The following is a 25,615-nucleotide window of genomic DNA, read 5'->3' on the forward strand; positions in this document are numbered from 1 at the left end:
GGCGTTTCGGCAGGATTTCAGCGCAGTGAGCGGGCAGCCATTGCAACAATCGCGGCATATGGTGGACACGCTGGCGGTGGTCGCTGCCGTGCTCGCCAGCGTGGCGCTGGTGCAATATGCCACCGGCAATGCCACGGTGACGCTGGCCTATGCCGGCGGTCTGACCGTGCTGGGCCTGCTCTCTTTCGTTGCCGCCCGCTATTCCTCGCGCACGCCGGCCGATGTGGAAGCGGCCACACCCGACTGGTCGGTGACGGTGGCGGCAATCGAACATCCTGGCGAAGCGGTAGCCATTACCGACCGAGCCAACCGCCTGGTCTGCGCCAATGCCGCCTACGAGCTGTGGTTCGGCTCCAGCCATGCTCCGCCCCGCCTGCCAGTGGACGGCATCAGTGCCGAAGTGCTCGCCCGCGTGGCGCGCACCGCCTGGCGCGACGGCAACGGCGGCGAGGTGGTGACGATAAGTGACGAGGAGCACAACTGGACGGCCGAAGCGCAGGTGGCGGGCCGCTCCGACGAATACCTTGTCTGGCGCTTCACCCCGATCCTGAAGAACGAGCCGGTGCAGGCAGTGGCCCGTGCCATGGCGGGGCCGCTGGGCCGGATGATCGACGCGGCGGGCCTCGCCGTGGCGCTGGTGGGGCCGGATGGGGCAATCCGCGCGGTCAATCCCGGCCTGGCGCGCCGTGCGGCGGGGGACGAGCATGCCAGCATGGTGGGCATGGATTTCACCAGCCTGCTGCGCACCGACGAGCGTGATCGCATATTCTTTGCCCGCGAAGGCAAGCAGGGCAGCCCGCAGACGCTGGTCAGCATTCCGCTGCTCGACCCTGCCGACCACGCCGGCCCTGCCGCCAGCGCCGAAGCTCCTGCGCTTATGCTGCTGCTCGACACGGCGGTTGGCCTGGGCGGCTGGGGCGCCGAGGCGCGCGGGCAGACCCCGCAACTGGAAGCCCTGTTGGAGCAATTGCCGCTGGGCCTGGCGATGACCGATCGCGACGGGCATTTCCTGTTCGCCAACCCTGCCTTCCGCCGCGCCGCCGGGATCGAGGGGCCCGACCTGCCGCCCTATCCGTCGGACTTGGTCATCGCGCGCGACAAGACTGCCATGTCCGATGCCGTGCGCCGCTTCGGGCAGGGCCCAGCCAACAGCGGCGACATTGCCGTGCGCCTGCGCGGCGATCCGGAGGAGCCGGTCAGCCTGGGCCTGGCCGGCGTGCGCGGGCTGGGGGAGGCGGCAGTGCTGCTCTCGCTTGCCGACACCACCGAGGAGACCCGCCTGAAGCGCCAGGTGGCGCAGGCCACCAAGATGCAGGCCGTGGGCCAGCTCGCCGGCGGCGTGGCGCACGATTTCAACAACGTGCTGACCGCCATCATCGGCTATTGCGACCTGATGCTGCTGCGCCATACGCCGGGTGACAGCGACTATGACGATATCCAGCAGATCAAGGCCAACTCCAACCGCGCCGCCAGCCTGACGCGGCAACTACTTGCCTTCAGCCGCCAGCAGACGCTCCAGCCCGAAGTGATCCAGTTGCCGGATATCATTTCGGAAGTCAGTCAGCTCATGAAGCGGCTGCTGGGGGCAAAGATCACCCTGCGCACCCATCACGACCGTGACCTGGGCCCGGTGCGCGCGGACCCCGCCCAGCTGGAGCAGGTGATCATCAACCTGGCAGTGAACGCCCGTGATGCCATCCAGGCGCGGGGCGGGGAGGGGGCAACCGGCACGCTCAGCTTCGTCACCCGGCGCGTGCAGGCGCAGGACATCCGCCGGATGGGCTCTGAAATCATTCCGGCGGGCGATTACACCGTGCTGATCGCCGAGGATACCGGCGGCGGCATTCCGGCCGAAATCCTGCCCAAGATCTTCGAGCCCTTCTTCACCACCAAGGAGATGGGCAAGGGCACTGGCCTGGGCCTCAGCACCGTTTACGGCATCGTCAAGCAATCGGGCGGCTTCATCTTTGCCAGCAATGCCAAGTCGGCTGACGGCAGGACGCGCGGCGCACGCTTTACCATCTACCTGCCGGTGCACACCGCGACAGAGGAGGAGCTGGCGCGCGCCGAGGCGGAGGAGAAGCAGCAGGCCGCAGCGCAAAGCTGGTCTGGCGGCGGGCGCATCCTGCTGGTGGAGGACGAGGACATGGTCCGCGCCGTGGCCGAACGCGCCCTTTCGCGCGCCGGTTATGAAGTTGTCACCGCCAGCGACGGCGACGAGGGGCTGGAACGCGTGCGCGAGGGCGGCAAGTTCGACCTTGTCGTCAGCGACGTGGTCATGCCCAGCATGGATGGCCCGGCGATGGCCCGCGAAATCCGCAAGCTGGCTCCGCGCCTGCCGGTGCTGTTCATGTCCGGCTATGCTGAAGAACAGCTCCGCAAGGATATCGACATCGAAGGCATGCATTTCATCGCCAAGCCGTTCAGCGTACAGCAGATTGCCGACAAGGTGGCGGGTGTGCTGGCGGGCAAGGCGCGGGCTGGCTGATTGTGGAACACGGGGGCTGTCCAGCCGTTCAGCCCGCATACAGGCAATGTGACACTATCACACGCCCACGAACCGTTCCGTGGGGGAGACCAACCGATGACCTGCACCCGTCCGCTTGCCGCTGCCCTGCTGGCTTGCGCTGCCTTGCTTCCTCTGGCTGCCAGCGCACAGGACTCCAGTGACCCGACGGGGGCGAGCGCCCAGGGTGACCTTTCGGTGACGATCTACAACAGCGGCCAGAGCCTGATCCAGGACGTGCGCCAGCTCAATATCCGCCAGGGCCGCACCACGATCACCTTTCCCGACGTATCGGCCATGATCCGGCCCGAAACGCTCAGCTTCAATGCTGCCGGCACCAGCATCATCGAACAGAATTTCGATTTTGACCTGCTGACCCCGCAGAAGCTGATGGAAAAGGCCGTGGGGCAGACCGTCACCCTGATCCGCACCAATCCCGCCACCGGCGCCGAGACGACCCAGCGGGCGGAGGTCCTCTCAACCTTCGGCGGCGTGGTGATCCGCGTGGGCGACCATATCGAGGTGCTGCGCGACGATGGCCTGCCCGTGCGGGTGATCTTCGACGAAGTGCCGCCCGGCCTGCGTGCGCGGCCCACGCTTTCGGTCACGCTGGACAGCACCCAGAACGGCGCGCGCCCCGCTTCGATCCGCTACCTCACCCCGGGCCTTGGCTGGTCGGCGGACTATGTTGCCCTGTTCGACGAGCAGCGCGGCACGGTGGACATGCAGGGCTGGGTCACGCTGACCAATACCACCGGCACCACGTTCAACCAGGCCAGCACGCTGCTGGTGGCGGGCACCGTGGGCGGGGGCGGCTACAACGCCTATGCCCCGCCTCCACCGCGCGGCGGAGGCCTGGTGCGCCCCGGCACCGAGACCGCCGACCGCGAGCGGCTGGGGGATTTCTACCTCTACCCGATCAGCGGGCGCACGACGATCTCCAACAACCAGACCAAGCAGGTTAGTTTTCTCGATGTGCAGGGAGTGCCATCCTCCCGCGTCTACTCGCGCGAAGTCGGCTGGCTGCAAAGCGACGACCGGCCGATGAACGTCTCCAGCGCCATTGCCTTTTCCTCCAGCCGCGAAGGCGGACTGGGCGATGCCATGCCGGCCGGCACGGTGCGGTTCTACCAGCGTGATGCCCAAGGCACACCGCAGTTCATCGGCGAGAACCAGATCGGCCATACCCCGATGGGCAGTGCCATCTCGCTGCGTACCGGCGATGCCTTCGACGTGTTCGTGCAGGCCGAAGTGGAAAGCCGCGCCACCATTACTTCGGCCGAATACGAACGCTCGGTCCGCTATCGCGTGCTCGTGGACGGCGAGGTGAAGCAGACCGTGGAGGTGGAACGACCGGTCGAATACTATCGCACCGTCATGCGCTACACCTTCACCAACGCCAAGCCGGAAGCCGTGACCGTGGACCTGACCCAGGGCGGACTCGACTATGGCTGGTGGGGCCGCGACTTCCGCGTCACCAGCGAAGACGTACCGGGCGAACAGCTCAACGCCGGCAACCGTCGCTACCGCGTGGAGGTGCCCGCCAACGGAACCCGCGTGGTGCGCGTAACCTATGAGACGCGGTACTGAGGAGGCGGGCGATGCCCTTGCGCCTAACTCCGCTGCTTGCCGTGCCGCTGCTGCTGGCAGCCTTGCCGGCATTGGCGCAGGAGCGGGCAACGGTGGATGCCAGCGAGCCAACCGGCCTGGCAGTCACCGTCTATCGCGATCCCAACCGGGGCGAGGGCGGGCAGATGGACCGCAACTGGCCGCGCGGCTTCGCGATGATCTCGGAGACGCGCCAGGTGACGCTGCCGCCCGGCGAATCGACGATCCGCTTCGAGGGCGTGGCCGAAGGGATGGTGGCCGTGTCCGCCATCGTCACCGGCCTGCCGGGCGGCACGATCGAGAAGAACCGCAACGCCGACCTGCTCAGTCCCGCCGCACTGGTCGATGGCACGCTGGGCAACCGCGTCACCGTGCGCAGGACGAATCCGGCCACTGGCGCGCAGGAGGTGCAATCCGCCATAGTCCGCACCCGCGCCGATGGCGGGCTGGTGTTGCAGACCGACCAGGGCTTCGAGGCAGTCCGCTGCGCCGGCGTGCCGGAGCGGCTGGAATTCACCCGCGTGCCGGAGGGCCTGTCTGCCCAGCCAGTCTATTCCATCAATACGCGCGATGATCGCGGGGGGATCTACACCGTCACCCTGACCTATCTCGCCTGGGGGTTCGACTGGCAGGCCAATTATGTCGCCACGCTGGCCGATGGGGGCACGGGCGATGAGGTTTCGCTGCGGCTGCTGAGCTGGCTTACCATCCTCAACGACAACAACCAGGCGTTCCCTGATGCCGAACTGATGGCCGTGGCCGGAACACTTGAAGTGGTCAGCGATTTTCAGGGGCTGGCCGATCCGCCCGATGCCCGGCCGCTGCAACTCACCTGCTATCCGCTGGGCAGCACGGCGACGGGATCGCCGGTTCCGGACTTTTCGGGCGGGCTTGCCGACGCGCTTGGTTATGGCCGCTACCCGGGCGCTCCGCCGCCGCCGCCTCCACCTGCCCCGATGATGATGCGGATGGCCTCTGAGGAGTCCGCCATCGTAGTCACCGGCGCGCGCGTGGCCGAACAGGAGCAATTGGGTGACCTGAAGCTCTATCGTTTCCCCGAGGCCGTGACGGTGAGTGCCAAGGGCCTGAAGCAAGTGGCTTTCCTCGATCAGCAGGAGGTGCGCGGGAGGTTCGTCTATCGCGCCCGCTGCACGGGCGGCTACGACGACTATACCGAAGTCTACGACGGGGATGAACCGCAGCCACGCCAGACCGAGCTGTTCCTCGCCACCCGCAATGATGAGGAGCATGGCCTGGGAATGCCGCTGCCATCCGGCAGCCTCGCGGTGTTCGAGCCGAGCTCGGCGGGCGAACTGCTGGTGGCAGCGCCATCCATGCGCGATCATGCCGAAGGGCAGGAAGTGGAGCTGGCGCTTGGCTACAGCCCGCAGGTGCTTGCCGCCTGCGAACTGACCTCCCGCAACGATCCGAATGACGGACCCTGGGCCCAGATGCGCGCTACGCTTACCAACGCCAATGATGCGCCGATCACCGCCCGTATCCTCATGGGCTCCCCGGCCGAGTGGGACATCCGTGGCCAGCGCACCACGGTGAAGGACGGGCAGCGAATCGCCGAAGTGACTGTTCCCGTCAATGGCCGGCGCGTCATAACCTGGCAGGTCCGGCAGGCTGGGCAGGGCGGCCGATAGTCCGGGAAAAGAGCAGAAATCTGTCCGTTTCCGCCCTGTTGCAGAAAATCCTGTTCCACTCTTGTTCTACGTGAACAAACGCGGTACAAGCTGTTCCAGTTGATGAATTGACCACAACTCTTGGAACGTGGGGAGCACCGTGTCATGGCAGCCGGACTGAAGCTGGTAGGGAAGGAATCCAACGTGGACCGTCAGAAGGCGCTCGAAGCTGCCCTCGCACAGATTGATCGCGCGTTCGGCAAGGGCTCGGCGATGAAGCTGGGCCAGAAGGAAGCCATGCAGGTGGAAGCCATTTCCACGGGTTCGCTGGGGCTGGACATCGCGCTGGGCGTGGGCGGCCTGCCCAAGGGCCGCGTGATCGAGGTCTATGGCCCGGAGAGCTCGGGCAAGACCACGCTGGCCCTGCACGTGATTGCCGAGGCGCAGAAGATGGGTGGCACCGCCGCTTTCGTGGATGCCGAGCACGCTCTCGATCCGGTCTATGCCAGGAAGCTGGGCGTCGATATCGACGAACTGATCGTCTCGCAGCCTGACACGGGTGAGCAGGCGCTGGAGATCACCGACACCCTGGTCCGCTCCAACGCGATCGACGTGCTGGTGGTCGACTCGGTTGCGGCGCTGGTGCCGCGGGCCGAGATCGAGGGCGAGATGGGTGATAGCCACGTGGGCCTGCAGGCCCGCCTGATGAGTCAGAGCCTGCGCAAGCTGACCGGCTCGATCAGCCGCTCCAAGTGCATGGTGATCTTCATCAACCAGCTGCGCATGAAGATCGGCGTGATGTACGGCAACCCGGAAACGACCACCGGCGGCAACGCGCTCAAGTTCTACGCCTCGGTCCGTCTCGATATCCGCCGCACCGGCCAGATCAAGGACGGCGACGAGATCATCGGCAACGCCACCCGCGTGAAGGTGGTGAAGAACAAGGTCGCCCCGCCGTTCAAGCAGGTGGAATTCGACATCATGTATGGCGAGGGCATCTCCAAGATCGGCGAGATCCTCGACCTGGGCGTGAAGGCCGGCGTGGTGGAGAAGTCGGGTTCGTGGTTCAGCTACGATTCGATCCGCATCGGCCAGGGCCGCGAGAACGCCAAGCAGTACCTGCGTGACAACAAGGAAGTTTGCGACCGGTTGGAAGCCGCCATTCGCGGCCGCACCGATCAGGTTGCCGAGGAGATGATGACGGGGCCGGACGCGGACTCCGACGACTGATCCTCAAGAAGCGCAGCCACGGCTCCCAATCCCGACCGGAGCCGGCGCTTGACGACAAGGACCGGCGTCCTGCCCTGTGCGGCAGGGCGCCGGTTTCGTTTTGCGGATAGTCTTCCGCGAGACTTGCGTGACCGCCGGTCGCTGCTGATAAGGTTCACCGGACAAGGGAGTATCGTGCGTGGACAAGAGCGAATGGGAAGGCCCCTCGGGCAATAGCTGGGCCGCCGAATGGCGCCGGACCGATCGCAGCTTTGCGGTGCTGACGGAACGCCTGCTGTCGCGCCTGCGCGGGCAGCGGTTCACCCAGGCGATCGACATCGGTTGCGGTGCGGGCGAACTGTCACTGGCCATTGCCCGGGGCAGGCCGGATGCGCGGGTGGTCGGGGTCGACGTGTCGCCAGCACTGGTCAATGCAGCCCGTGGTCGCGCCAGCAATCTTCCCAATGTGGCATTCGACCTCGCCGATGCCGCCGCCTGGCAGCCGCCGGCCGGCATTGCCCCGCAAATGCTCGTTTCGCGCCACGGGGTGATGTTCTTTGCCGACCCCACGGCAGCTTTCCGCCATCTGGCCGACATTGCCGATAGCGGTGCCCAGCTGCTCTTCTCTTGTTTCCGCGACCCGCTCGACAATCCCTTCTTCACCGAGGTGGGGCGCTTGCTGCCCCAGGTCCCTCCGCCACCGCCAGCCGACGCACCAGGCCCCTTCGGTTTTGCCCGCCGCGAGCGCATAGCCCAGATCCTGGAAGGTGCCGGCTGGGAAGCGGTCGCCATCGACGCCTTCGATTTCCCCATGGTTGCCGGGGCCGGAGATGACGCGGTGGATGAGGCAATGGCCTATTTCACCTCTATCGGCCCCGCTGCCCGCGTCGCGAAGGAACTCGAAGCTGATGCAAGGGACCCCTTTTTCGAGCGCCTCCGCCGATTGTGCGAGGATAACCTGCGCGATGGTGTCGTGTCGCTTGCTGCTGCGGCCTGGATCGTCAGTGCGCGCAAGGCAGGCTGATCGGCCGGTTCCGAGCGGGTCGTGGCGCCCCATTTTCGCCTTTATCCGCTTGTCGCGGCCCTTCGCAGGAACTAACTGCCTCCCATGCACTCGACCAACGACATCCGCCGGGCCTTCCTCGATTATTTCGCGGCCAACGATCACCAGGTGATGCCCTCCGCGCCCCTGGTGCCGTACAACGATCCGACGCTGATGTTCGTCAATGCGGGCATGGTGCCGTTCAAGAACGTGTTCACCGGCCTGGAAACGCCGCCCGCCCCGCGGGCCGCAAGCAGCCAGAAGTGCGTGCGCGCCGGGGGCAAGCACAACGACCTGGATAATGTTGGCTACACCGCACGCCACCTGACGCTGTTCGAGATGCTCGGCAACTTCAGTTTCGGTGATTATTTCAAGGAACGCGCGATCGAGCTGGCTTGGGGCATGGTCACCAAGGAGCTGGGCCTCGCGGCAGACCGGCTGTGCGTGACCGTCTATCACACCGATGACGAGGCGGCCGGGTTCTGGAAGAAAATCGCCGGGCTGCCGGAAGATCGCATCATCCGCATCGCCACCAAGGACAACTTCTGGGCGATGGGCGCGGATGGTCCGTGCGGCCCGTGTTCCGAAATCTTCTGGGACCACGGTCCGTCGATTGCCGGTGGCCCTCCCGGTTCGCCAGACGAGGATGGCGACCGCTTCGTGGAAGTGTGGAACCTTGTGTTCATGCAGCACGTGCAGGAAGCCGACAAGATCGTGGGCAACCTGCCGCGCCCCAGCATCGATACGGGCATGGGCCTGGAGCGCATCTCCACCGTGCTGCAGGGCGTCCACTCGGTGTTCGAGACCGACACCTTCCGCGCGCTGATCGAGGCCAGCGAGGACAAGGTGGGCGCGAAGGCGACCGATGAGACCGCTGCCAGCCATCGCGTGATCGCCGATCACCTGCGTTCTACCAGCTTCCTGATTGCCGATGGCGTGCTGCCCAGCAACGAAGGCCGCGGGTACGTCCTGCGCCGGATCATGCGCCGCGCCATGCGCCATGCCCACCTGCTGGGTGCGAAGGAGCCGCTGATGCACCGGCTGGTGCCCGCGCTGGTGCAGGAAATGGGCCAGGCTTATCCCGAACTCCCGCGCGCCGATGCCCTGATCCGCGAAGTGCTGGAGCGCGAGGAAACCCGCTTCCGGCAGACGCTGGACAAGGGGCTGAAGCTGCTGGACGAGGAAACCGCCGGCATGGGCGAGGGGGCCAGCCTGCCGGGTGAAACCGCGTTCAGGCTCTACGACACCTACGGCTTCCCCTATGACCTGACCGAGGATGCCCTGCGCACCCGGGGCATCGGGGTTGACCGAGCCGGGTTCGATACCGCGATGGCCCAGCAGAAGGCTGCCGCCCGCGCTGCCTGGAAAGGCAGCGGTGCGTCGGCCGACGGTGAACTGTGGTTCGACATCGCCGAACGCGAGGGTGCAACCGAGTTCACCGGCTATGCCAGCACCGAGGGCGAAGGCCGGGTGGTGGCGCTGGTGGTGGATGGCAAGGAAGTGACCCGCGCCGAAAGCGGCCAGCAGGTGACGCTGATCGCCAACCAGACCCCTTTCTACGGCGAAAGTGGCGGCCAGACCGGTGACGCCGGCAGCATCACGGGTGACCGGCGGCTGCAAATGGTGGTCAGCGATACCTCCAAGCCGCTGGGCCGCCTGCACGCCCACCAGGGCACGATCACGCACGGCTCGGTTGAGGTTGGCGATACCGTCCACCTCAAGATCGATGCCGCGCGCCGTGACGCGATCCGCGCCAACCACTCGGCAACGCACCTCCTGCACGCGGCGCTGCGCAACCGCCTGGGTGACCATGTGACTCAGAAGGGCAGCCTGGTTGCCGCTGATCGCCTGCGGTTTGACTTCTCGCACCCCAAGCCGCTGTCTGCCGATGACATTGCAGCAATCGAGGCGGAGGTGAATGCCGAGATCCGCCACAATGCTGCTGTCTCGACCCGGCTGATGAGCCCCGACGACGCCATTGCCGCCGGTGCCATGGCGCTGTTCGGTGAGAAGTACGGCGAGGAGGTGCGCGTCCTCAGCATGGGCCGCACCGGTGCCGGCGGGCGCAACTATTCGGTGGAGCTATGCGGCGGCACTCACGTCAACGCCACCGGCGACATCGGGGTATTCCGCATCGTTTCGGAAAGCGCCGTTTCCAGCGGCGTCCGGCGGATCGAGGCGCTGACCGGCGAAGGCGCGCGCCAGTGGCTGGTCGCACGCGAGGAGGCACTGAAGGCGGTTGCCGCCACCCTCCGCACTGCGCCCGACGAGGTGCTGGAGCGGGTCGCTGCGCTGGTCGACGAGCGGCGCGGGCTGGAACGCGAACTGGCAGAAGCCAAGAAGCAGCTTGCGCTCTCGGGCGGCGGCAGCGGCGCTGCCCCGGCAGCTGACGAAGACGTTGGCGGGGTCATGTTCTCCGGCCAGGTGCTTCACGGCCTTGATCCCAAGGATCTGCGCGGCCTGCTGGACGATGCCAAGAAGCGCATGGGCAGCGGCGTGGCTGCGATCTGCGCGGTCAACGATGGCAAGGCGGCCTTTGCCGCCGCCGTCACCGATGACCTTACCAGCCGCTTCTCTGCCGTGGACCTGGTCCGCGCAGGCGTAGAAGCGCTTGGCGGCAAGGGTGGTGGTGGCCGTCCCGACATGGCGCAGGGCGGCGGCCCGGATGGCGACAAGGCCGAAATGGCCATTGCCGCCGTGCGCGCGCTGATCGCCGGCTGATTACGGGGCTTCAGCTTTCAGCCGTACTGGTGCGCAGCTTGGGTTTCTCGTCCAGGGCGGCGTCCTGCTGGATGCGTTCGCGGAATTCGTCGCGCTTCTCGTGGATGCTGGCAATCACCGGCCCCATGGCTACGCCCAGCTCCACCAATGCTGCTTCCGACAATTGCAGGCTGCTTTCCAACGTCTCCGGCACGGCCACGGTTGCACCAGCTTTGTAGAGTTCAGTCGCGTGGAATGTATCGCGGGCGCGGGCGATGATCGGCAGATCCGGATAGGCAGCGCGCAGTTTCCTGACCAGTTGCTGGGCCAGCACATGCTCGTCCATCGTCAGGATCACCGCCGGGCATTCTGCCATGCCCAGTTTGTCGAGCAGGTCACCGCGTGCGGCGTTGCCATAGAGCGCCTTGAAACCGGCGTTGCGCGCGTGGTCGATGATGTCTGAATCAGAATCGATGCCGACGTAAGGTTTGCCGTGGCGGTCCAGCATTTCCGCCACCAGCCGGCCCACTCGGCCAAGGCCGATCACGATCACCCGCGGCGTCGCATCGCGATGGTCGGCATCGTCTAGGCTTGGGGCCGGTTCGACCCTGCGGCCCGCCACCCTGCCAAGGCGCGCCAGCAGCGGAGTGACGGTAAGTCCCAGCGCGATCACCACCTGCCAGAATTGCGCAGTTGCCGCGCTAACGATGCTGGCCTGTGCGGCGGCGGCAAGCACGATCAGGGAGGTTTCGGAAGGGCTGGCCATCAGGATACCGGTCTCGGTCGCGGTTCCGGCACGCGCACCCATCAGGCGCAATAGCACGCCGGTCACCACCGCCTTCAGCGCCAGCACGCCCACTACGGCCCCGGCAATGGCCCACAGGTTGCTCCACAGCATGGTGACGTCGATCGCCATGCCCACGGTGATCAGGAAGATGCCCAGGGCCAGGCCCTTGAACGGATCAATGATTGCCTCGACCTCGGAATGATACTCGGTCTCGGCGATCAGCAGGCCGGCGATCAGGGCACCCACGATGGGCGACAGGCCGACGAGCTGGGTCGCAAGGGCCGAGGTGAGCACCACCAGCAGGCTGGCGGCCATGAACAATTCGCTGCTCTTGGCCCGCGCGGCGGAGGCGAACAGGCGTGGCAGGAAAAACCGTCCTGCCACCATCATTACCAGCACCACCAGCGCGCCCTGCCACAGGGTGGTGAGCAAGCCGGAAAAACCTTCGGCATCGGCATAGGGAGCAAGCGCGCCGAGGATGAAGATGATCGGCACGATCATAATATCCTCGAACAGCAGCATCGACAGCGCCGCCCGGCCCACCGGGGTGCGGGTGCCGGAAATGGGCAGCACCAGCGCGGTGGAGGAGAAGGCCAGGGCAAAGCCCAAGGCAGCAGCGGCCACCAGCGGCTGGCCGTTGGCAAAGAAAGCCAGCGCCAGCAGCGAACCGATTATCAGCAATTCGAGAGCGCCGAGGCCGAAGACCAGCTTCCTGAGCTGCCATAACCGGTTGAAGGATAATTCCAGACCGATCGTGAACAGCAACAGGATGATGCCGAATTCGGCAAACGGGGCCAGGCTCTCGGTGCTGCTGATTGTCACCCAGTAAAGCCAGGGCATCTCCGGCACCAGGCGACCCAGGCCGAAGGGCCCCACAAGCACGCCTACCAGGATGAACCCAATGATCGGCGTGATGCGGAAGCGGGCGAACAGCGGGATGACAATCCCCGCCGCGCCCAGGATCACCAGCGCGTCGGACATCAGCGGGGATATGGTATCGGCGTGCATCGCTCGCCGACTATGGCAGGGACCAACCGCTTGCCGCAATGCACAAATGAACAGGGCGGAAGCTGATCAACAGCTCCCGCCCCGAATGTTAGTCTGCCGGTTGGCGGGCCGGAATCAGCCCAGGCCCTGGGCCTTCATTTCCTCTTCCAGGGCAACGCGGATTGCCTCGAAGAACTGCTCCGTGGTCATCCAGGCCTGGTCCGGGCCGATCAGCAGGGCCAGGTCCTTGGTCATCTTGCCGTCTTCCACGCACTGGATGCAGACCCGCTCCAGCGTTTCGGCAAAGGCCACCACATCCGGCGTGTTGTCGAACCGGCCACGATAGATCAGGCCGCGGGTCCAGGCGAAGATGCTGGCGATCGGGTTGGTGCTGGTCGCCTTGCCCTGCTGGTGCTGGCGATAGTGGCGGGTAACGGTGCCGTGGGCGGCCTCGGCTTCCACGGTCTTGCCGTCCGGGGTCATCAGCACGCTGGTCATCAGGCCCAGCGAACCGAAGCCCTGCGCCACGACGTCGCTCTGCACGTCACCGTCGTAGTTCTTGCAGGCCCAGACGAACTTGCCGCTCCACTTCAGGGCACTGGCGACCATGTCGTCGATCAGGCGGTGTTCGTATATGATGCCCAATTCCTCGAACTTCTCCTTGAAGCCCTCGGTGTTGAACACTTCCTCGAACAGGTCCTTGAAGCGGCCATCGTACTTCTTGATGATGGTGTTCTTGGTGCTGAGGTACACCGGCCAATTGCGGTCGATGCCATAGTTGAAGCTGGCGCGGGCGAAATCCCGGATCGAATCGTCGAGGTTGTACATCGACATGGCCACGCCGGGGGCCTTGAACTGGTAGACTTCGCGGTCGATAACTTCGCCGTTGTCGCCTTCCCACACCAGGCGCAGCTTGCCGGGGCTAGGGACCAGGAAGTCGGTGGCGCGGTACTGGTCGCCGAAGGCATGGCGGCCAACCACGATGGGATCGGTCCAGCCCGGCACCAGGCGAGGCACGTTGGAAATCACGATCGGTTCGCGGAAGATGGTGCCGCCCAGGATGTTGCGGATGGTGCCGTTGGGAGACTTGTACATCTCCTTCAGGTTGAATTCCTTCACGCGGGCTTCGTCCGGCGTGATGGTGGCGCACTTCACGCCCACGCCGTACTGCTTGATGGCATTGGCGGCATCGATGGTGATCTGGTCGTCCGTCTCGTCACGCTTCTGGACGGACAGGTCGTAATACTTCAGCTCAACGTCCAGGTATGGGAGGATCAGCCGTTCGCGGATCCACTCCCAGATGATGCGGGTCATTTCGTCGCCGTCGAGTTCGACGATCGGGGTCTGGACTTTGATCTTGGCCATGCGCGGGTCCTTGGCTGAAAGAGGCTGAACAGGTGTGGCCGCCTCTTAGCAGGGGCACCGTCAGGCGCAAGAGAGGTGGGGAAGCGCGATCCGCGTGCGGGCCATCAGCAGTTCGGCCAGGCCGGGCACGATGTGTACGGCGGCGAGCGCCAGCGGCTGGACCAACGGATTTTCAGCCAGTGCCCGGGCGGCGGCAGCCACTGCCAGCGGCGGGCATGCGGCGCGGGCGAGGGCGGTCTGGTAGGCCGGGGCAGCCGCAGCGCCTCCGCCCAGCAAGTGCTGCGCCGCAAGCTGGCCGCTGGCGAGAGCAATGCCCATGCCTTCCCCTGCCAGCGAGGGGATGACCGCCGCCTGGTCCCCCAGCCGGAACAGACCGGGGACCGTCTCGCGCGCGATGAAGCGGTAGGGTACGCTCCCCACGCTGTCCAAGGGCGCTGCCTGCCAGCCCGCCTCCAGTCGATCGCCGAAGTTGCGGTGCTGTCTGGCGAGTTGCTCAAGCAGCCTTGCCGGCGATCCGCCGGCGCCTGCCAGCAGCGATTTCCTGACGGCCAGGCAAATGTTTGCAGTGCCATCCTCCTGCAGGACGATCCCGGCATAGCCGCCCTTGAACAGATGCAACTCGATCATGCCGGTCAGTTCGCGGGACAGCGTGGCCGAGGGGGACAGTCGCAGGCGCAGGCCCAGCGCCGGATCGCTGGCCGTGCGCGGACGGGGCAGGCCGCGCACGTCATGCTTCCCGGTGGCCAACAACAGGGCGGAGCCCTGCCAGTCCCGGCGGCCCCGGGCCATCAGTCTCTCCACCTCGCGCACGTGCTCCACCGCCAGGTCTGCCCCGGCAGCCAGGGCACGCTGCCGCAGGGCATTGTCCAGCGCGTACCGCGAAAGCCCCCAGGCCGGAGCGGGTAGCGGGGCGTCGGCCCGGCGCCTGCCGGCAAACAGGCGCAGGCGCGTGACCCGATGGGCCCCCAGTGCCTCGGGCGACAGGTCAAGCGCCTGCAATTGCCTGGCGCTGCGCCATGACAGGAAGCCGCCGCACAGGGCATCGCCAGCGTCGGCGTGACGGTCGAGCAGCAGCGGTCGCGCCCCAGCGCGTGCCAAGACGATGGCACAGGCGCAACCCGCCGGGCCTGCGCCCAGGATCAGCGGACCTTGGTGACGCATAGCCGGAAAGGAAAGACGCGCTTGATGCTGGCACCGGCAACCCCGGCTTCAGCCAGGATCGGGGGCCACTCGTCGGGCCGGTAGGAACGGGCGATCGAGGTCTGGCCATCCTGCCGCACGATCGGGTGGCAGGCCATCAGCCGGGCCAGCACGGGATAGCCGTAATAGGCGAGGACGTGCCGGTGCAGGTCGTTGACCAGCCAGCCAGCCCGGGCCTCGGCTTCCATGAAGCGCAGGAAGGCCACCAGCTGCTCGTGCGTCATATGATGGGCGACCAGGCTTGAGACGATGCAATCCCAGCCCTGGCCGGCCAGTTCGGCATAGTCGCCGGTGACAAAGGTTATGGGCGACCACGAATTGGTTGCGGCACGGGCGGCATCCTCGCTGCGGGGGTTGAGGTCCACCCCGACGAGTCGCATGGACTTGCCCTTGCGTCGGCCCCATTCGGCGATGCGGCGCAACATGTCGCCATGACCGAACCCGACATCGAGCAGGGAAAAGTCATTCCGGTGCGCAAGGGCACGCTCGAGGAATGCAAAGGTCGGGCGTGCGGCCATGGTTATCGTGTTGACCCTGGCCAGGCTTCTCAGCACGGCATCGTATGTGGCAGGCGGCAGGTCCGCTGCGTCCATCAATTCATTGGTCTGCCGGCGCTCAGCCAGCATTTGCTGCGTTCCAGCCAAACCGAACCCCCTCAAGCGCCAGACCGGGCCCGAACGCGATTGCCACGCCGTCCGGCGGCTGCTGGTCCCACATGTCTTGCAGGACGAACATCACACTGGCCGACGACATGTTGCCATAGCGCTCGAGAACGCTGCGTGACACGATCAGCGAATCTGCTTCCAGGCGCAAGCCGCGTTCGACCGCATCGAGGATCGAGCGGCCCCCGGGGTGGACGGCAAAGCTGGTCACTCCATCAGGGGCCAGAATTGGCGCAAGGTTGGCATCGTCCAGCGCATTGGCGAGCAGGGCAGGGACGGCGCCCGACAAGTGCATGGCGAAGCCGGTGTCGCCCAGGGTCCAGGTGATCAGGTCGGCGCTGTCCTCCAGCACCCGGCTGATGCCGGCACCAAGGCCCAGGCCAGGCCCCTCGGCACAGACCAGCGCTGCAGCCGCCCCGTCAGCAAATTGGCGCATGGCCAGCAGGCCTTCAAGACTGTCGGTCTGTTGCAGGTGCAGGGTGCACAGTTCCACGGCCACCACCAGCACGCGAGCCTGCCGCTGGGAGCGGACAATGTGCCCCGCCGTGCGCAGCGCGGTGATCCCGGCATAGCAACCCATGAAGCCGATCGAGACGCGCTCCACGTCTGGCGCAAGGCCAAGCCGCCGGGCAATCACTTGGTCTAGACCGGGGGCCATGAAGCCGGTGCAGCTGGCCACCACCAGATGGGTGATTCCCCCCAGATCGCCCAGGCCCTCGATGGCATCCAAGGCCAGCCGAGGTGCCTCGGTGGCAAATACGGCCATCCGCGTTGCCGTGGTGGGGAAATGGTCGGAAGCGTAAAAGTCTGCCGCTGTGGGGCGGCCTTCCCTTCCGTCCAGGACGCTGAAACGATGGGAAATGCCAGCCCTGTCAGCCATGCGGGCAAAAATTGTCCGCTGCCGGCCATCGCCGATCTGCCCTGCAGCCCAATCGTGAAACACGCTTTCGATTTGCCCGGCGGGAACGGCGCTGGCCAGCGCGGTTATCCGCGGTTTTGGGGGGTGCGACACCATGGCTCTTGATAGGGAACCGGTGACCGGTGGAAAAGGTCCATGAAGGCCAACAAAAAACCCGCCGGAGAAGGCGGGCTTTTAGCGTTCAGCGAATGGTGGGCGTAGCAAGGATTGAACTTGCGACCCCTACGATGTCAACATAGTGCTCTACCACTGAGCTATACGCCCGCACCATTCGAGAGGCGGGCCATTAGCGCCGCCTGCCGCAGCTTTCAAGGGGTTTACGCGCGCTCAGACGCGCATCGGCACAGCATCCGCGAACATCCGCTCCACTTCAAGCACCAGATCGCGCAGGTGGAACGGCTTGGACAGCATCTTGGCGTGCGGGGCATCGCGGCTGGCCCGCAGGGTAACCGCCGCGAAGCCGGTGATGAACATCACCTTGGTGGTGGGGCTGATTTCATTGCAGTATTGTGCAAGCTCGATGCCATCCATTTCCGGCATCACGATGTCGGACAGCAGCAGGTCGAAGATCTCGGTCTTCAGGTGGGGCAGCGCGGCCGTGCCACTGCCGACCGCCACCACGGAATAGCCCGCATTTTCCAGTGCGCGGCAGATGTAGCCGCGCATGGCTGCATCGTCTTCTGCCAGCAGGATCCGGATCATCGCGTGTTTCCCCCTCTCGGTGTTGCGTGACAGCGACCTAATTCACTTTCTGTTTCCCGCCACGCGTGATTTTCCGGGTGACCAGCTTTGGAACACCAGCCTTTGACTTGGTGGATGATTGGCTGCAGCACCGGGGCGATGGTCAGGAAAGCGGCAGGATCACCCGATTCGTCAGGCATTCCCGGCGGCGTGCTGCCGGATGGGGGAGGCCTGCCCGCCTTTACGCTCAGCCCGCCACGCGCGGCGACAATTCCCGTGCTGATCGCGGTGCCCCATGCCGGCAGGGCCTATCCCGCGCCGCTGCTGGCCGCGATGCGGCATCCGCAACAGGCTCCACTGCGGCTGGAAGACCGGCTGGCCGACCTGCTGGCCGCACGGGTTGCGCAGGCCAGCGGGGCGGCACTGCTGGCGGCCCATGCACCGCGTGCCCTGATCGATCTCAACCGCGCGCCGGAAGACATGGACTGGGAGATGGTCGCGGGCGCGCCCCCTGCGGGCACCCCGCGCCTTGCCGCCGGACGGCGCGCGCGCAGCGGGCTGGGGTTGGTTCCGCGCCGTCTGCAGGGGCTGGGGGAATTGTGGCGCGCGCAGTTGCCGGCTGCGGAACTGGAGGCCAGGATCGACCTGGTCCACCGTCCCTATCATCGCGCACTGGGCCAGGCGCTGGAAGAGCTGCGCGACCGCTGGGGTGCGGCCCTGCTGCTGGACCTGCATTCCATGCCGCCGCTGGGACCGAAGACCGGGCGCGATCCGGCACCCGATTTCGTCACCGGAGACCGCTATGGCTCTTCCTGTGCCGCAGGGTTGACGCTGGCGGCGGGTGATCACTTTGCCCGCAACGGCTGGCGGGCGGCGCACAACCGGCCCTATGCGGGCGGCTACGTGCTCGATCGCCATGGCGCGCCGCAGCGGCGGATCCATGCCCTGCAGGTGGAAGTATGCCGCGCCGCCTATCTCGACCCCGCGCTGAGCCAGCCGGGCGACGGGCTGGAGGCGGTGGTGGACGTGCTCACCGGGCTGGTGCGGCGGCTGGTGGACGAGCTTGCCGGTCCGGCCCAGGCCCTGGCGGCCGAATAGCGCGGACATAAAAAAGCCGCCTCGCGCTTGTGGGCACGAGGCGGCCAAGGTTCAGGGAGGAATGCACTGGGTGCATCCGTCACCACCGACCATGAGGGGAGCCGGGGGACGCACCTGACGTAATCGTCCTTCATTGCAAATCAAGGGCAGAATTGTCGCGCACAGATACAAAAAGGGCGGCACCCTGCGATGCCGCCCTTCCGGTTAATCTGTCCGCAATCTGCGGGTTGATCAGGCCAGCGCCGGGCCGGTACCCTGGTCGGTCGCGCGGGCGAAAACCACGCGCAGAAGGTCCAGCGACATCAGGTGGGCGTAGATCAGGCCCAGCATGCCGCTCTCGTTCATCTTGCGCAGTTGGTCACCGCGCAGTTCACGCAGCTTGTTCTCGTCGACCATCTTGAAGCCGCGGTAGATGAAGGGCTGGCCGGTGCCGTCGGCGCGGTTGATGGCCACTTCGCCTTCCATCAGCAGCTCCAGTGCGTTGAGCTCGTCCACGAAGGCCTTGGTGCGCAGGCCCGCTTCCTCGAACTTCTGGCAGAAGTTGAGCAGTTCCTGGGTGTGGGCGGTGGGGGTGGCATCGTCATTGAACAGCGCCGAACCGTCGTCGAACGCACCCAGCAGGCCGCTGGTGGGATCAAAGCACAGCGACAGGTTCTCATCGTCCTGGCGCATCTTCACCAGCAGGAAGGGGTAGCGGCGAATGTAGGCCGGGATGTAGGGCATGCCGATCAGCGTGCCGTCCTTTTCGAAGAAGGTGTTGGTCCCTTCGTTCAAACCCATCACAGCCAGCGGCACGGGATTGTCGCCGGTGGAGAACACGATCGGGAAATCGCGCTGCGCCATCGGGAACTCCTCAACCGTCAACGGCACCACGTGCTGGCTGGCAATCCACGGGGCCTTGTCCACCTGCCGGGCGGTCCACTTGGCATGCTCCTGTGAGTTGAGGGGCATCAGGTCATTGTAGCACATCGGCAGACCGGACTTCGGCGCGCTGGCCATAGCATTCTCTCCAATTTCGCAAGATTGAGGCGGTCCGGCCGCATGGCGGACCCCCGAATTGACAGGCGGCGGGCTTTACTGCCCCCGCTTGTCCTAGGCAAGGCCCCCCTAGGAAGAGGGGATCAGCTTGCCCGGATTGAGCAGCCCCCTGGGGTCCAGCGCGCGCTTGACGCTGGCCAGGATGGCCAGATGCACCGGATCTGCCAGGCGAGCCAGTTCACCAACCTTCATCTGGCCAATGCCGTGCTCCGCACTGATCGATCCTTGCCATGCGGTCACCAAATCGTGGATGAAGGCACTGATTTCCTTACCTTCTCTGGCTTCCCAATCGCCGCGAACGGCGCCCTGCGGCGCCAGTACGTGATAGTGGACATTGCCATCGCCTAGGTGACCGAAGGCCACTGCGGTGCAGCCGGGGAACCGTGCCTCCACCTGCGGCAGTGTCTCGGCCACAAAGTCCGCCATGCGCGCCACCGGCACGGAAATGTCGTGCTGCATGGCGGGGCCAAGCGCCCGTTCGGCCGGGGCAATCTCGTCCCGCAGTGCCCAGAATTCCTCGGCCTGGGTTTCGTTCATGGCGATGGTGGCGTCTTCCACCAGCCCTGCGGCAAAGGCACTCTCCAGCAGGGTTTGTGCCCGATCGGGCAGGGCGGCTGCACCGGCGGCATCGGCCACCAGTTCGATCAGGGCGTACCATGCATGATCGCCGGCCAGCGGATTGCGGGCGCGCGGGTTGTGGTCCAGCACCGCGTTGAGACTGTGGCGGGGCATCACCTCGAACCCTTCCAGCGCGTCACCCGCCAGCGTTTCGGTGTGTACCAGCAACTTGCGGGCAGCGCGGATGTCGTTGAGGCCCGCCCACAGCACGGCCCGGTCCGCCAGGGCGGGAAGCAGACGCAAGGTGGCCCCGGTGATCACGCCCAGCGTCCCCTCCGAACCGATCAGCAACTGCTTCAGGTCAAACCCGCGGTTGTCCTTCTTCAGCGGGACCAGGGCGTCGAACACGGAACCGTCGGCCAGCACGGCCTCGATCCCCAGCACCTGCGCGCGCATCGATCCGTGGCGCAGCACCTGCGTGCCGCCCGCATTGGTGGAGATCAGCCCGCCGATCGTGGCCGATCCCTTGCCCCCCAGGGTCAGCGGGAAACGCAAGCCCAGCGGGGCGACTGCCTCGTGCAGTGCCTGCAGGATCACGCCCGCCTGGCAGGTAATCTCGCGCGCCTGCTCGTCAATCCGCGTAATGGCATTCATCCGGCGCAGGGAGACGACCAGCGCATGGCCGCTGGCATCGGGCGTCGCTCCGCCGCTCATGCCCGAATTGCCCCCCTGAGGCACAAGCGGAACACCTTGAGCCGAGCACAGCTTGACCAGCGCGGCGACCTCGGCCGTGGAGGCGGGAGACGCCAGGCCCAGCGCTCGCCCGGTATAACGCCCGCGCCAGTCGGTCAGCCACGGATCAACCAGATCCGGGTCTTGCGTGAAGCCGCGCGGGCCCAGCAGGCTGGCGGCGGCAGCGGTGAATTCCTCGTGTCCTTGCATGATGCCGGCTCATGCCAGCGGCGCAGCAGGCTTGCCAAGGGCAATCTGCGGGTTAAGCCACTATTCAAGCTCCGCCCCTAAAGGGGGTATTGCAGACCGAGGGGGGCCTGCCGGAACAGTGGGACCGTTGAAGAAGCAGCTTATCCTCACCGCGGCCGCCACGGCCATGCTTGCCCCGACCCTGCTGGTCGGCACCGCCTTGCTGGCGCAGGATCGCGGCGTGGGCGTTCCACTTGGCTTCAGCGATGTCGCCTCGCCCGCCCTGCGCGTGCTGGAGGATGCGGCCCGCCCCGAAAGCTGGGGCCAGGTGCGGATCGAGGAGCGGGTGATCATCCGCATCTCCCCCAGTCCGCCTGAAGTGCGCCAGCGGCTGCAGGATCTGGTACCTCGCCGTGCCAGCCAGGGGGGCTGGCGCGAAACATCGCATACCGGCTGCATCAGGGTAGGCAATATTCAGGGCGTTATGCCCACGGCGGACAACCGCCTGCTGCTGTTCATGGAGAACCGGCGAGTGCTGGCCGCCTCGCTTGAACGCGGCTGCGATGCCCGGGCATTCTACTCCGGTTTCTACCTCGAACCCAGCGATGACGGGCGCCTGTGCGTAGACCGTGACCGGCTGCAATCGCGCGCCGGGGCTTCGTGTTCGCTCGATACCTTGCGCCGCATCGTGCCGCTGGACGAGGACGACTGATCGTCCCCAGGGCATTTTCTTGACTTTTTCGCCTTGCAGTGCTTGAGGGCCGCAATCGTGCGTGTCGGGCTGCAAGCCTGATCATGCCAACCCCTGTCCGCGGGTCGTGCTGCGGGCCAGTTACCGGAAACCCGCCGCCTATGAAGTTCGCCGATCTCGGCCTGTCACCCGAATTGCTGCAAGCAGTGGAATCTGCCGGCTATACCGAGCCGACGCCGATCCAGGCAGAAGCGATCCCGCAGGTGCAGATGATGCGCGACCTGATTGCAATCGCGCAGACCGGCACGGGCAAGACGGCCAGCTTCGTGCTGCCGATGATCGACATTCTGGCGAACGGCCGCCGCCGCGCGCGGATGCCGCGTTCGCTCATCCTTGAGCCTACGCGCGAGCTGGCCATGCAGGTGTCGGAAAACTTCGAGAAGTACGGCAAGAACCACGACCTGAAGATGGCGCTGCTGATCGGCGGCGTGCAGATGGGTGACCAGGTCAAGGCGCTGGACGAGGGCGTGGACGTGCTGATCGCCACCCCGGGCCGCCTGATGGACCTGTTCGAACGCGGCAAGATCATGCTGAATGGTTGCGACCTGCTGGTGATCGACGAGGCGGACCGCATGCTCGACATGGGGTTCATCCCCGATATCGAATTCATCTGCGAAAAGCTGCCCACGCCGCGCCAGACGCTGCTGTTCAGCGCCACGATGCCGCCGCCGATCAAGAAGCTGGCGGACAAGTTCCTGGACAATCCCAAGCGCATCGAAGTGGCGCGCGCGGCCAGTGCCAACGTCAACATCGCCCAGTTCAAGGTGGAGATTTCTGCCAAAAAGAAGCTCGATGCGCTGAAGTATCTGCTGCAGGTGGACAACGTGCAGACGGCGATGATCTTCGCCAACCGCAAGACCACCGTGCGCGACCTTAACAAGAGCCTGCGCAAGGCCGGTTTCCGCAGCGGTGAAATCCACGGCGACATGGACCAGGCCAACCGCATCGCCGAGCTTGACCTGTTCAAGAGTGGCGAGGTCAACATTCTCGTCTGTTCCGACGTCGCCGCGCGCGGGCTTGACATCAAGGGCGTGAGCCACGTCTTCAATTACGACACGCCGTGGCACCCGGACGATTACGTCCACCGCATCGGCCGCACGGGCCGCGCCGGGGCCAAGGGCCGGGCCATCACCCTGGTATCGCCCGCCGATGCCGAGGCGATGGAGAACGTCGAAAAGCTCACCCAGATGAAGGTTCCGCCGTTCGACTGGGCGAGCGTTTCGCCCGAAGCGGCCGAGGAGGCTGCCCCCAAGGGTCGTTCCAGCCGCCGGCGCAGCGAGGAGCGCGAGGAGGCGCCGCGCGAGGAAGCCCGCGAGGAGCGCCCGAAGCGCGAACGCCGTCCGCGCAGGGAAGAGAGGGAGGAGCAGGAGGAGGTGGTGGAAGCCGCCCCCCGCCGTGAGCGCGAACCGCGCCGCGAGCGTGTTGAGACCTCGGCCCGCGAGGATCGCCGCCCCCGCTATGCGGACAACGATCCACCCACCAAGCCGGGCGAATGGAATGGCCCGATGCCGGGTTTCCTGGGCGTGGGCTTCAACTGACCGCGTCGCGCGGTAGCGGCTGTTACCCCACTAGCCGGACAAAGCTGTCGATCACCCGCTTTTCCCCGGCGGTCTCGAACTGGATGGTCAGCTTGTTGCCTTCCTGTCCTGTCACCGTGCCTTCGCCGAACTTGTCGTGGAACACCTGGGCGCCCAGCGTGATGTCGGTCCGTGCCTTCGCGGCGAAGCTGGCGGCGCTGCGGGTGGTTTCGGGAACGCGGGCTGGCTTCGTTTCGTAACCGGTCGAGAGCGCCCGCTGCCAGCCGGGGCCGCGGCTGGATGACCGGTCGGGCCGGTCGCGCGCCACGTGGGCGAAGGGGTCTTCCTGCTCGCTCCAGTTGGCGCGCCACAGGCTGGCCCCGCCGGTCAGCGTGGTTTCCTGGTTGATTGCCTCGGGCGGCAGTTCCTCGATGAAGCGGCTGGGGATAGAACTGGTCCACTGGCCATAGATGCGCCGGTTGGCGGCGTGCAGCACGGTGCAGCGCCGCCGCGCCCGGGTGATGCCGACATAGGCCAGGCGGCGCTCTTCCTCCAGGCTGGCCAGCCCCCCTTCGTCCAGCGCGCGCTGGCTGGGGAATACGCCTTCCTCCCACCCGGGCAGGAAGACGTAGTTGAACTCCAGGCCCTTGGCGGCGTGCATGGTCATGATGGTGACTTTCTCGCCATCGTCCGCCCGGTCATTGTCCATGATGAGGGAGACATGCTCGAGGAAGTCGCTGAGCGTGGCATAATCTTCCATCGCGCGCGCCAGTTCCACCAGGTTGTCGGCGCGCCCGGCGCTCTCGGCGCTGCGGTCGGCCTTCAGCATCGCGTCATAGCCGCTTTCCGCCAGCACGGTGCGCAGCAGTTCGGCCGGGCTCACCGTCTCGCTCATCTGTCGCCAACGCAGGAAATCCTGCATCAGCGCGGCAACGGTCGAGCGGGCGCGGGCGGTGAACTCGTCGCTGTCGGCCAGGTCCAGCGCAGCGGCGGCCAGCGGCATGCCGGTGCGCCGCGCATGGGAATACATCGTCTCCAGCGCCTTGGCCCCAAGCCCGCGCTTGGGCTGGTTATAGATACGCTCGAAGGCCAGGTCGTCGGCCGGCTGGGCGATTACCCGCAGATAGGCCAGCGCGTCGCGGATTTCCGCCCGCTCGTAGAAGCGGAAACCGCCGACGATGCGATAGTTGAGGCCGATCTGGATGAAACGGTCCTCGAACTCGCGCGTCTGGTACTGGGCGCGCACCAGAATGGCGACCTCGTCCAGTGGCGCGCCCTCGCGCTCCAGCCGCTCGATCTCCTCGCCCACGCGGCGCGCTTCCTCGGGCGCGTCCCACACGCCGATCACGCGGACTTTTTCGCCCGCGTTCAGCTCGGTCCACAGCGTCTTGCCCAGCCGCTGGCTGTTGCTGGCGATTAGGCCCGATGCGGCAGCGAGGATCTGCGGGGTGGAGCGATAGTTCTGCTCCAGCCGGATCACTTTCGCGCCGGGAAAGTCCTTTTCGAACCGCAGGATGTTGGCCACTTCCGCCCCGCGCCACGAATAGATTGACTGGTCATCATCGCCCACCACGCAGATGTTCTTGCGGTTCTGGGCCAGCAGGCGCAGCCAAAGGTACTGGACGGCATTGGTGTCCTGGTATTCGTCCACCATGATGTACTTGAAGCGGTTCTGGTACTGCTCCAGCACGTCGCGGTGCTGGCGGAACACATTCAGCATGTGCAGCATCAGGTCACCGAAATCGCACGCGTTGAGTGCCTTCAGCCGCGCCTGGTAGGCTTCGTAAACCTGCTGGCCGCGCCCGTTGGCGTAGCTTTCGTTGTCCACCGGCGTCAGGTCCGCCGGGTTGAGGCCGCGGTTCTTCCACCCGTCGATCAGGCCGGCAAGCTGGCGGGCGGGCCAGCGCTTCTCGTCCAGCCCAAGTTCGGTGACCAGCGCCTTCAGCACCCGCAACTGGTCATCGGTGTCAATGATGGTGAAGTTGCTTTGCAGGCCTGCCAGTTCGGCGTGGCGGCGCAGCATCCGGGCGCAGATGGAATGGAAGGTGCCAAGCCACGGCATCCCTTCCACCGCATCGCCGATCAGTTGCCCTACGCGGTGCCGCATCTCGCGCGCGGCGCGGTTGGTGAAGGTGACGCACAGGATCTCGCTGGGCCAGGCGAGCCGTTGGCGGACGAGGTGGGCCAGCCGGTGGGTCAGCGCCGCCGTCTTGCCTGTGCCGGCCCCGGCCAACATCAGCACCGGGCCTTCGGTTGTCAGCACCGCCTCGCGCTGCGGCGGGTTGAGGCGCTGCAACCAGTCTGGGACGGCGGAATCGGGCAGGGCAGGGGGCTGGTTCACCCGTGAACAACTAGGGAACGCTGGCCCCTCGTGCAAGGGCGGTGCGGTGTGCCGAGGCGGTGGAACCGATTGCCGGAACCGCCCGTTGTCGGGTTAC

Annotated in this window: 18 protein-coding genes and 1 tRNA gene; 9 read left to right on the forward strand and 10 right to left on the reverse strand. The window is 66.0% G+C overall.

The features are described 5' to 3' along the window. Positions 1 to 58: 58 nt before the first annotated feature. The 6 genes from GRI99_RS07435 to alaS all read left to right on the forward strand — a co-directional run bounded on the left by GRI99_RS07435 (position 59) and on the right by alaS (position 10,714). Positions 59 to 2,488 (forward strand): hybrid sensor histidine kinase/response regulator, encoded by a 2,430-nt coding sequence (locus GRI99_RS07435; protein ID WP_160771385.1) that lies wholly within the window; start codon positions 59 to 61, stop codon positions 2,486 to 2,488. Between the two features lie 96 nt (positions 2,489 to 2,584). Then, a complete protein-coding gene (locus GRI99_RS07440; protein ID WP_160771386.1) occupies positions 2,585 to 4,096 on the forward strand; it encodes a DUF4139 domain-containing protein in 1,512 nt (503 codons plus the stop codon). A gap of 11 nt (positions 4,097 to 4,107) precedes the next feature. Beyond that, the gene (locus GRI99_RS07445) at positions 4,108 to 5,763 is read left to right on the forward strand and encodes a DUF4139 domain-containing protein (protein ID WP_160771387.1); all 1,656 of its coding nucleotides are present in this window, start codon (positions 4,108 to 4,110) and stop codon (positions 5,761 to 5,763) included. Positions 5,764 to 5,907: 144 nt separating this feature from the next. Then, positions 5,908 to 6,972: a recombinase RecA gene (recA, locus tag GRI99_RS07450; protein WP_160771388.1), complete on the forward strand. Its 1,065-nt coding sequence runs from the start codon at positions 5,908 to 5,910 to the stop codon at positions 6,970 to 6,972. 178 nt (positions 6,973 to 7,150) lie between these two features. Continuing rightward, positions 7,151 to 7,975: a methyltransferase domain-containing protein gene (locus GRI99_RS07455; RefSeq protein ID WP_160771389.1), complete on the forward strand. Its 825-nt coding sequence runs from the start codon at positions 7,151 to 7,153 to the stop codon at positions 7,973 to 7,975. A gap of 84 nt (positions 7,976 to 8,059) precedes the next feature. Next, positions 8,060 to 10,714, forward strand: a complete 2,655-nt coding sequence (gene alaS, locus GRI99_RS07460) for an alanine--tRNA ligase (RefSeq protein WP_160771390.1) — start codon at positions 8,060 to 8,062, stop codon at positions 10,712 to 10,714. Between the two features lie 10 nt (positions 10,715 to 10,724). On the opposite strand, the gene GRI99_RS07465 is transcribed toward alaS, so the two are convergent. The 7 genes from GRI99_RS07465 to cpdR form a co-directional block, all read right to left on the reverse strand. Then, positions 10,725 to 12,488, reverse strand: coding sequence for a cation:proton antiporter domain-containing protein (locus GRI99_RS07465; protein ID WP_160771391.1), 1,764 nt, complete (start codon positions 12,486 to 12,488; stop codon positions 10,725 to 10,727). A gap of 114 nt (positions 12,489 to 12,602) precedes the next feature. Continuing rightward, entirely contained in the window at positions 12,603 to 13,832 is a 1,230-nt protein-coding gene (locus GRI99_RS07470; protein WP_160771392.1) for an NADP-dependent isocitrate dehydrogenase, read from the reverse strand. A 60-nt stretch (positions 13,833 to 13,892) separates the two neighbouring features. Next, complete coding sequence (locus GRI99_RS07475) at positions 13,893 to 14,993, reverse strand: NAD(P)/FAD-dependent oxidoreductase (RefSeq protein WP_160771393.1); 1,101 nt, start codon at positions 14,991 to 14,993, stop codon at positions 13,893 to 13,895. Next, positions 14,972 to 15,658, reverse strand: a complete 687-nt coding sequence (locus tag GRI99_RS07480; RefSeq protein WP_160771394.1) for a methyltransferase domain-containing protein — start codon at positions 15,656 to 15,658, stop codon at positions 14,972 to 14,974. The genes GRI99_RS07475 and GRI99_RS07480 overlap by 22 nt, the downstream gene beginning before the upstream one ends. Then, positions 15,648 to 16,709: a type III polyketide synthase gene (locus GRI99_RS07485; RefSeq protein WP_160771395.1), complete on the reverse strand. Its 1,062-nt coding sequence runs from the start codon at positions 16,707 to 16,709 to the stop codon at positions 15,648 to 15,650. The genes GRI99_RS07480 and GRI99_RS07485 overlap by 11 nt, the downstream gene beginning before the upstream one ends. A gap of 93 nt (positions 16,710 to 16,802) precedes the next feature. Further along, a tRNA-Val gene (locus tag GRI99_RS07490) sits at positions 16,803 to 16,877 on the reverse strand. Positions 16,878 to 16,940: 63 nt separating this feature from the next. Next, positions 16,941 to 17,315 carry a cell cycle two-component system response regulator CpdR gene (gene cpdR / locus GRI99_RS07495; protein WP_160771396.1) on the reverse strand — a complete coding sequence of 125 codons (375 nt, stop codon included), beginning with the start codon at positions 17,313 to 17,315 and terminating at the stop codon, positions 16,941 to 16,943. A gap of 138 nt (positions 17,316 to 17,453) precedes the next feature. Here cpdR and GRI99_RS07500 point away from each other — a divergent pair, with 138 nt between their 5' ends. Then, positions 17,454 to 18,392 (forward strand): N-formylglutamate amidohydrolase, encoded by a 939-nt coding sequence (locus GRI99_RS07500; protein WP_160771397.1) that lies wholly within the window; start codon positions 17,454 to 17,456, stop codon positions 18,390 to 18,392. 231 nt (positions 18,393 to 18,623) lie between these two features. On the opposite strand, the gene GRI99_RS07505 is transcribed toward GRI99_RS07500, so the two are convergent. Continuing rightward, positions 18,624 to 19,391, reverse strand: coding sequence for a SapC family protein (locus tag GRI99_RS07505; RefSeq protein WP_160771398.1), 768 nt, complete (start codon positions 19,389 to 19,391; stop codon positions 18,624 to 18,626). Between the two features lie 108 nt (positions 19,392 to 19,499). Next, a complete protein-coding gene (locus tag GRI99_RS07510) occupies positions 19,500 to 20,930 on the reverse strand; it encodes an FAD-binding oxidoreductase (protein ID WP_160771399.1) in 1,431 nt (476 codons plus the stop codon). Between the two features lie 127 nt (positions 20,931 to 21,057). On the opposite strand from GRI99_RS07510, the gene GRI99_RS07515 reads away from it, so the two are divergent. Both GRI99_RS07515 and GRI99_RS07520 read left to right on the forward strand, forming a co-directional pair. Continuing rightward, the gene (locus GRI99_RS07515; protein WP_160771400.1) at positions 21,058 to 21,621 is read left to right on the forward strand and encodes a hypothetical protein; all 564 of its coding nucleotides are present in this window, start codon (positions 21,058 to 21,060) and stop codon (positions 21,619 to 21,621) included. A gap of 140 nt (positions 21,622 to 21,761) precedes the next feature. After that, positions 21,762 to 23,198 carry a DEAD/DEAH box helicase gene (locus GRI99_RS07520; protein ID WP_160771401.1) on the forward strand — a complete coding sequence of 479 codons (1,437 nt, stop codon included), beginning with the start codon at positions 21,762 to 21,764 and terminating at the stop codon, positions 23,196 to 23,198. A gap of 22 nt (positions 23,199 to 23,220) precedes the next feature. On the opposite strand, the gene GRI99_RS07525 is transcribed toward GRI99_RS07520, so the two are convergent. Next, positions 23,221 to 25,518, reverse strand: a complete 2,298-nt coding sequence (locus GRI99_RS07525; RefSeq protein WP_160771402.1) for a UvrD-helicase domain-containing protein — start codon at positions 25,516 to 25,518, stop codon at positions 23,221 to 23,223. Positions 25,519 to 25,615 lie beyond the last annotated feature (97 nt).

Source organism: Alteraurantiacibacter buctensis, from assembly GCF_009827655.1.
GTDB classification, from domain to species: Bacteria; Pseudomonadota; Alphaproteobacteria; order Sphingomonadales; family Sphingomonadaceae; genus Alteraurantiacibacter; species Alteraurantiacibacter buctensis.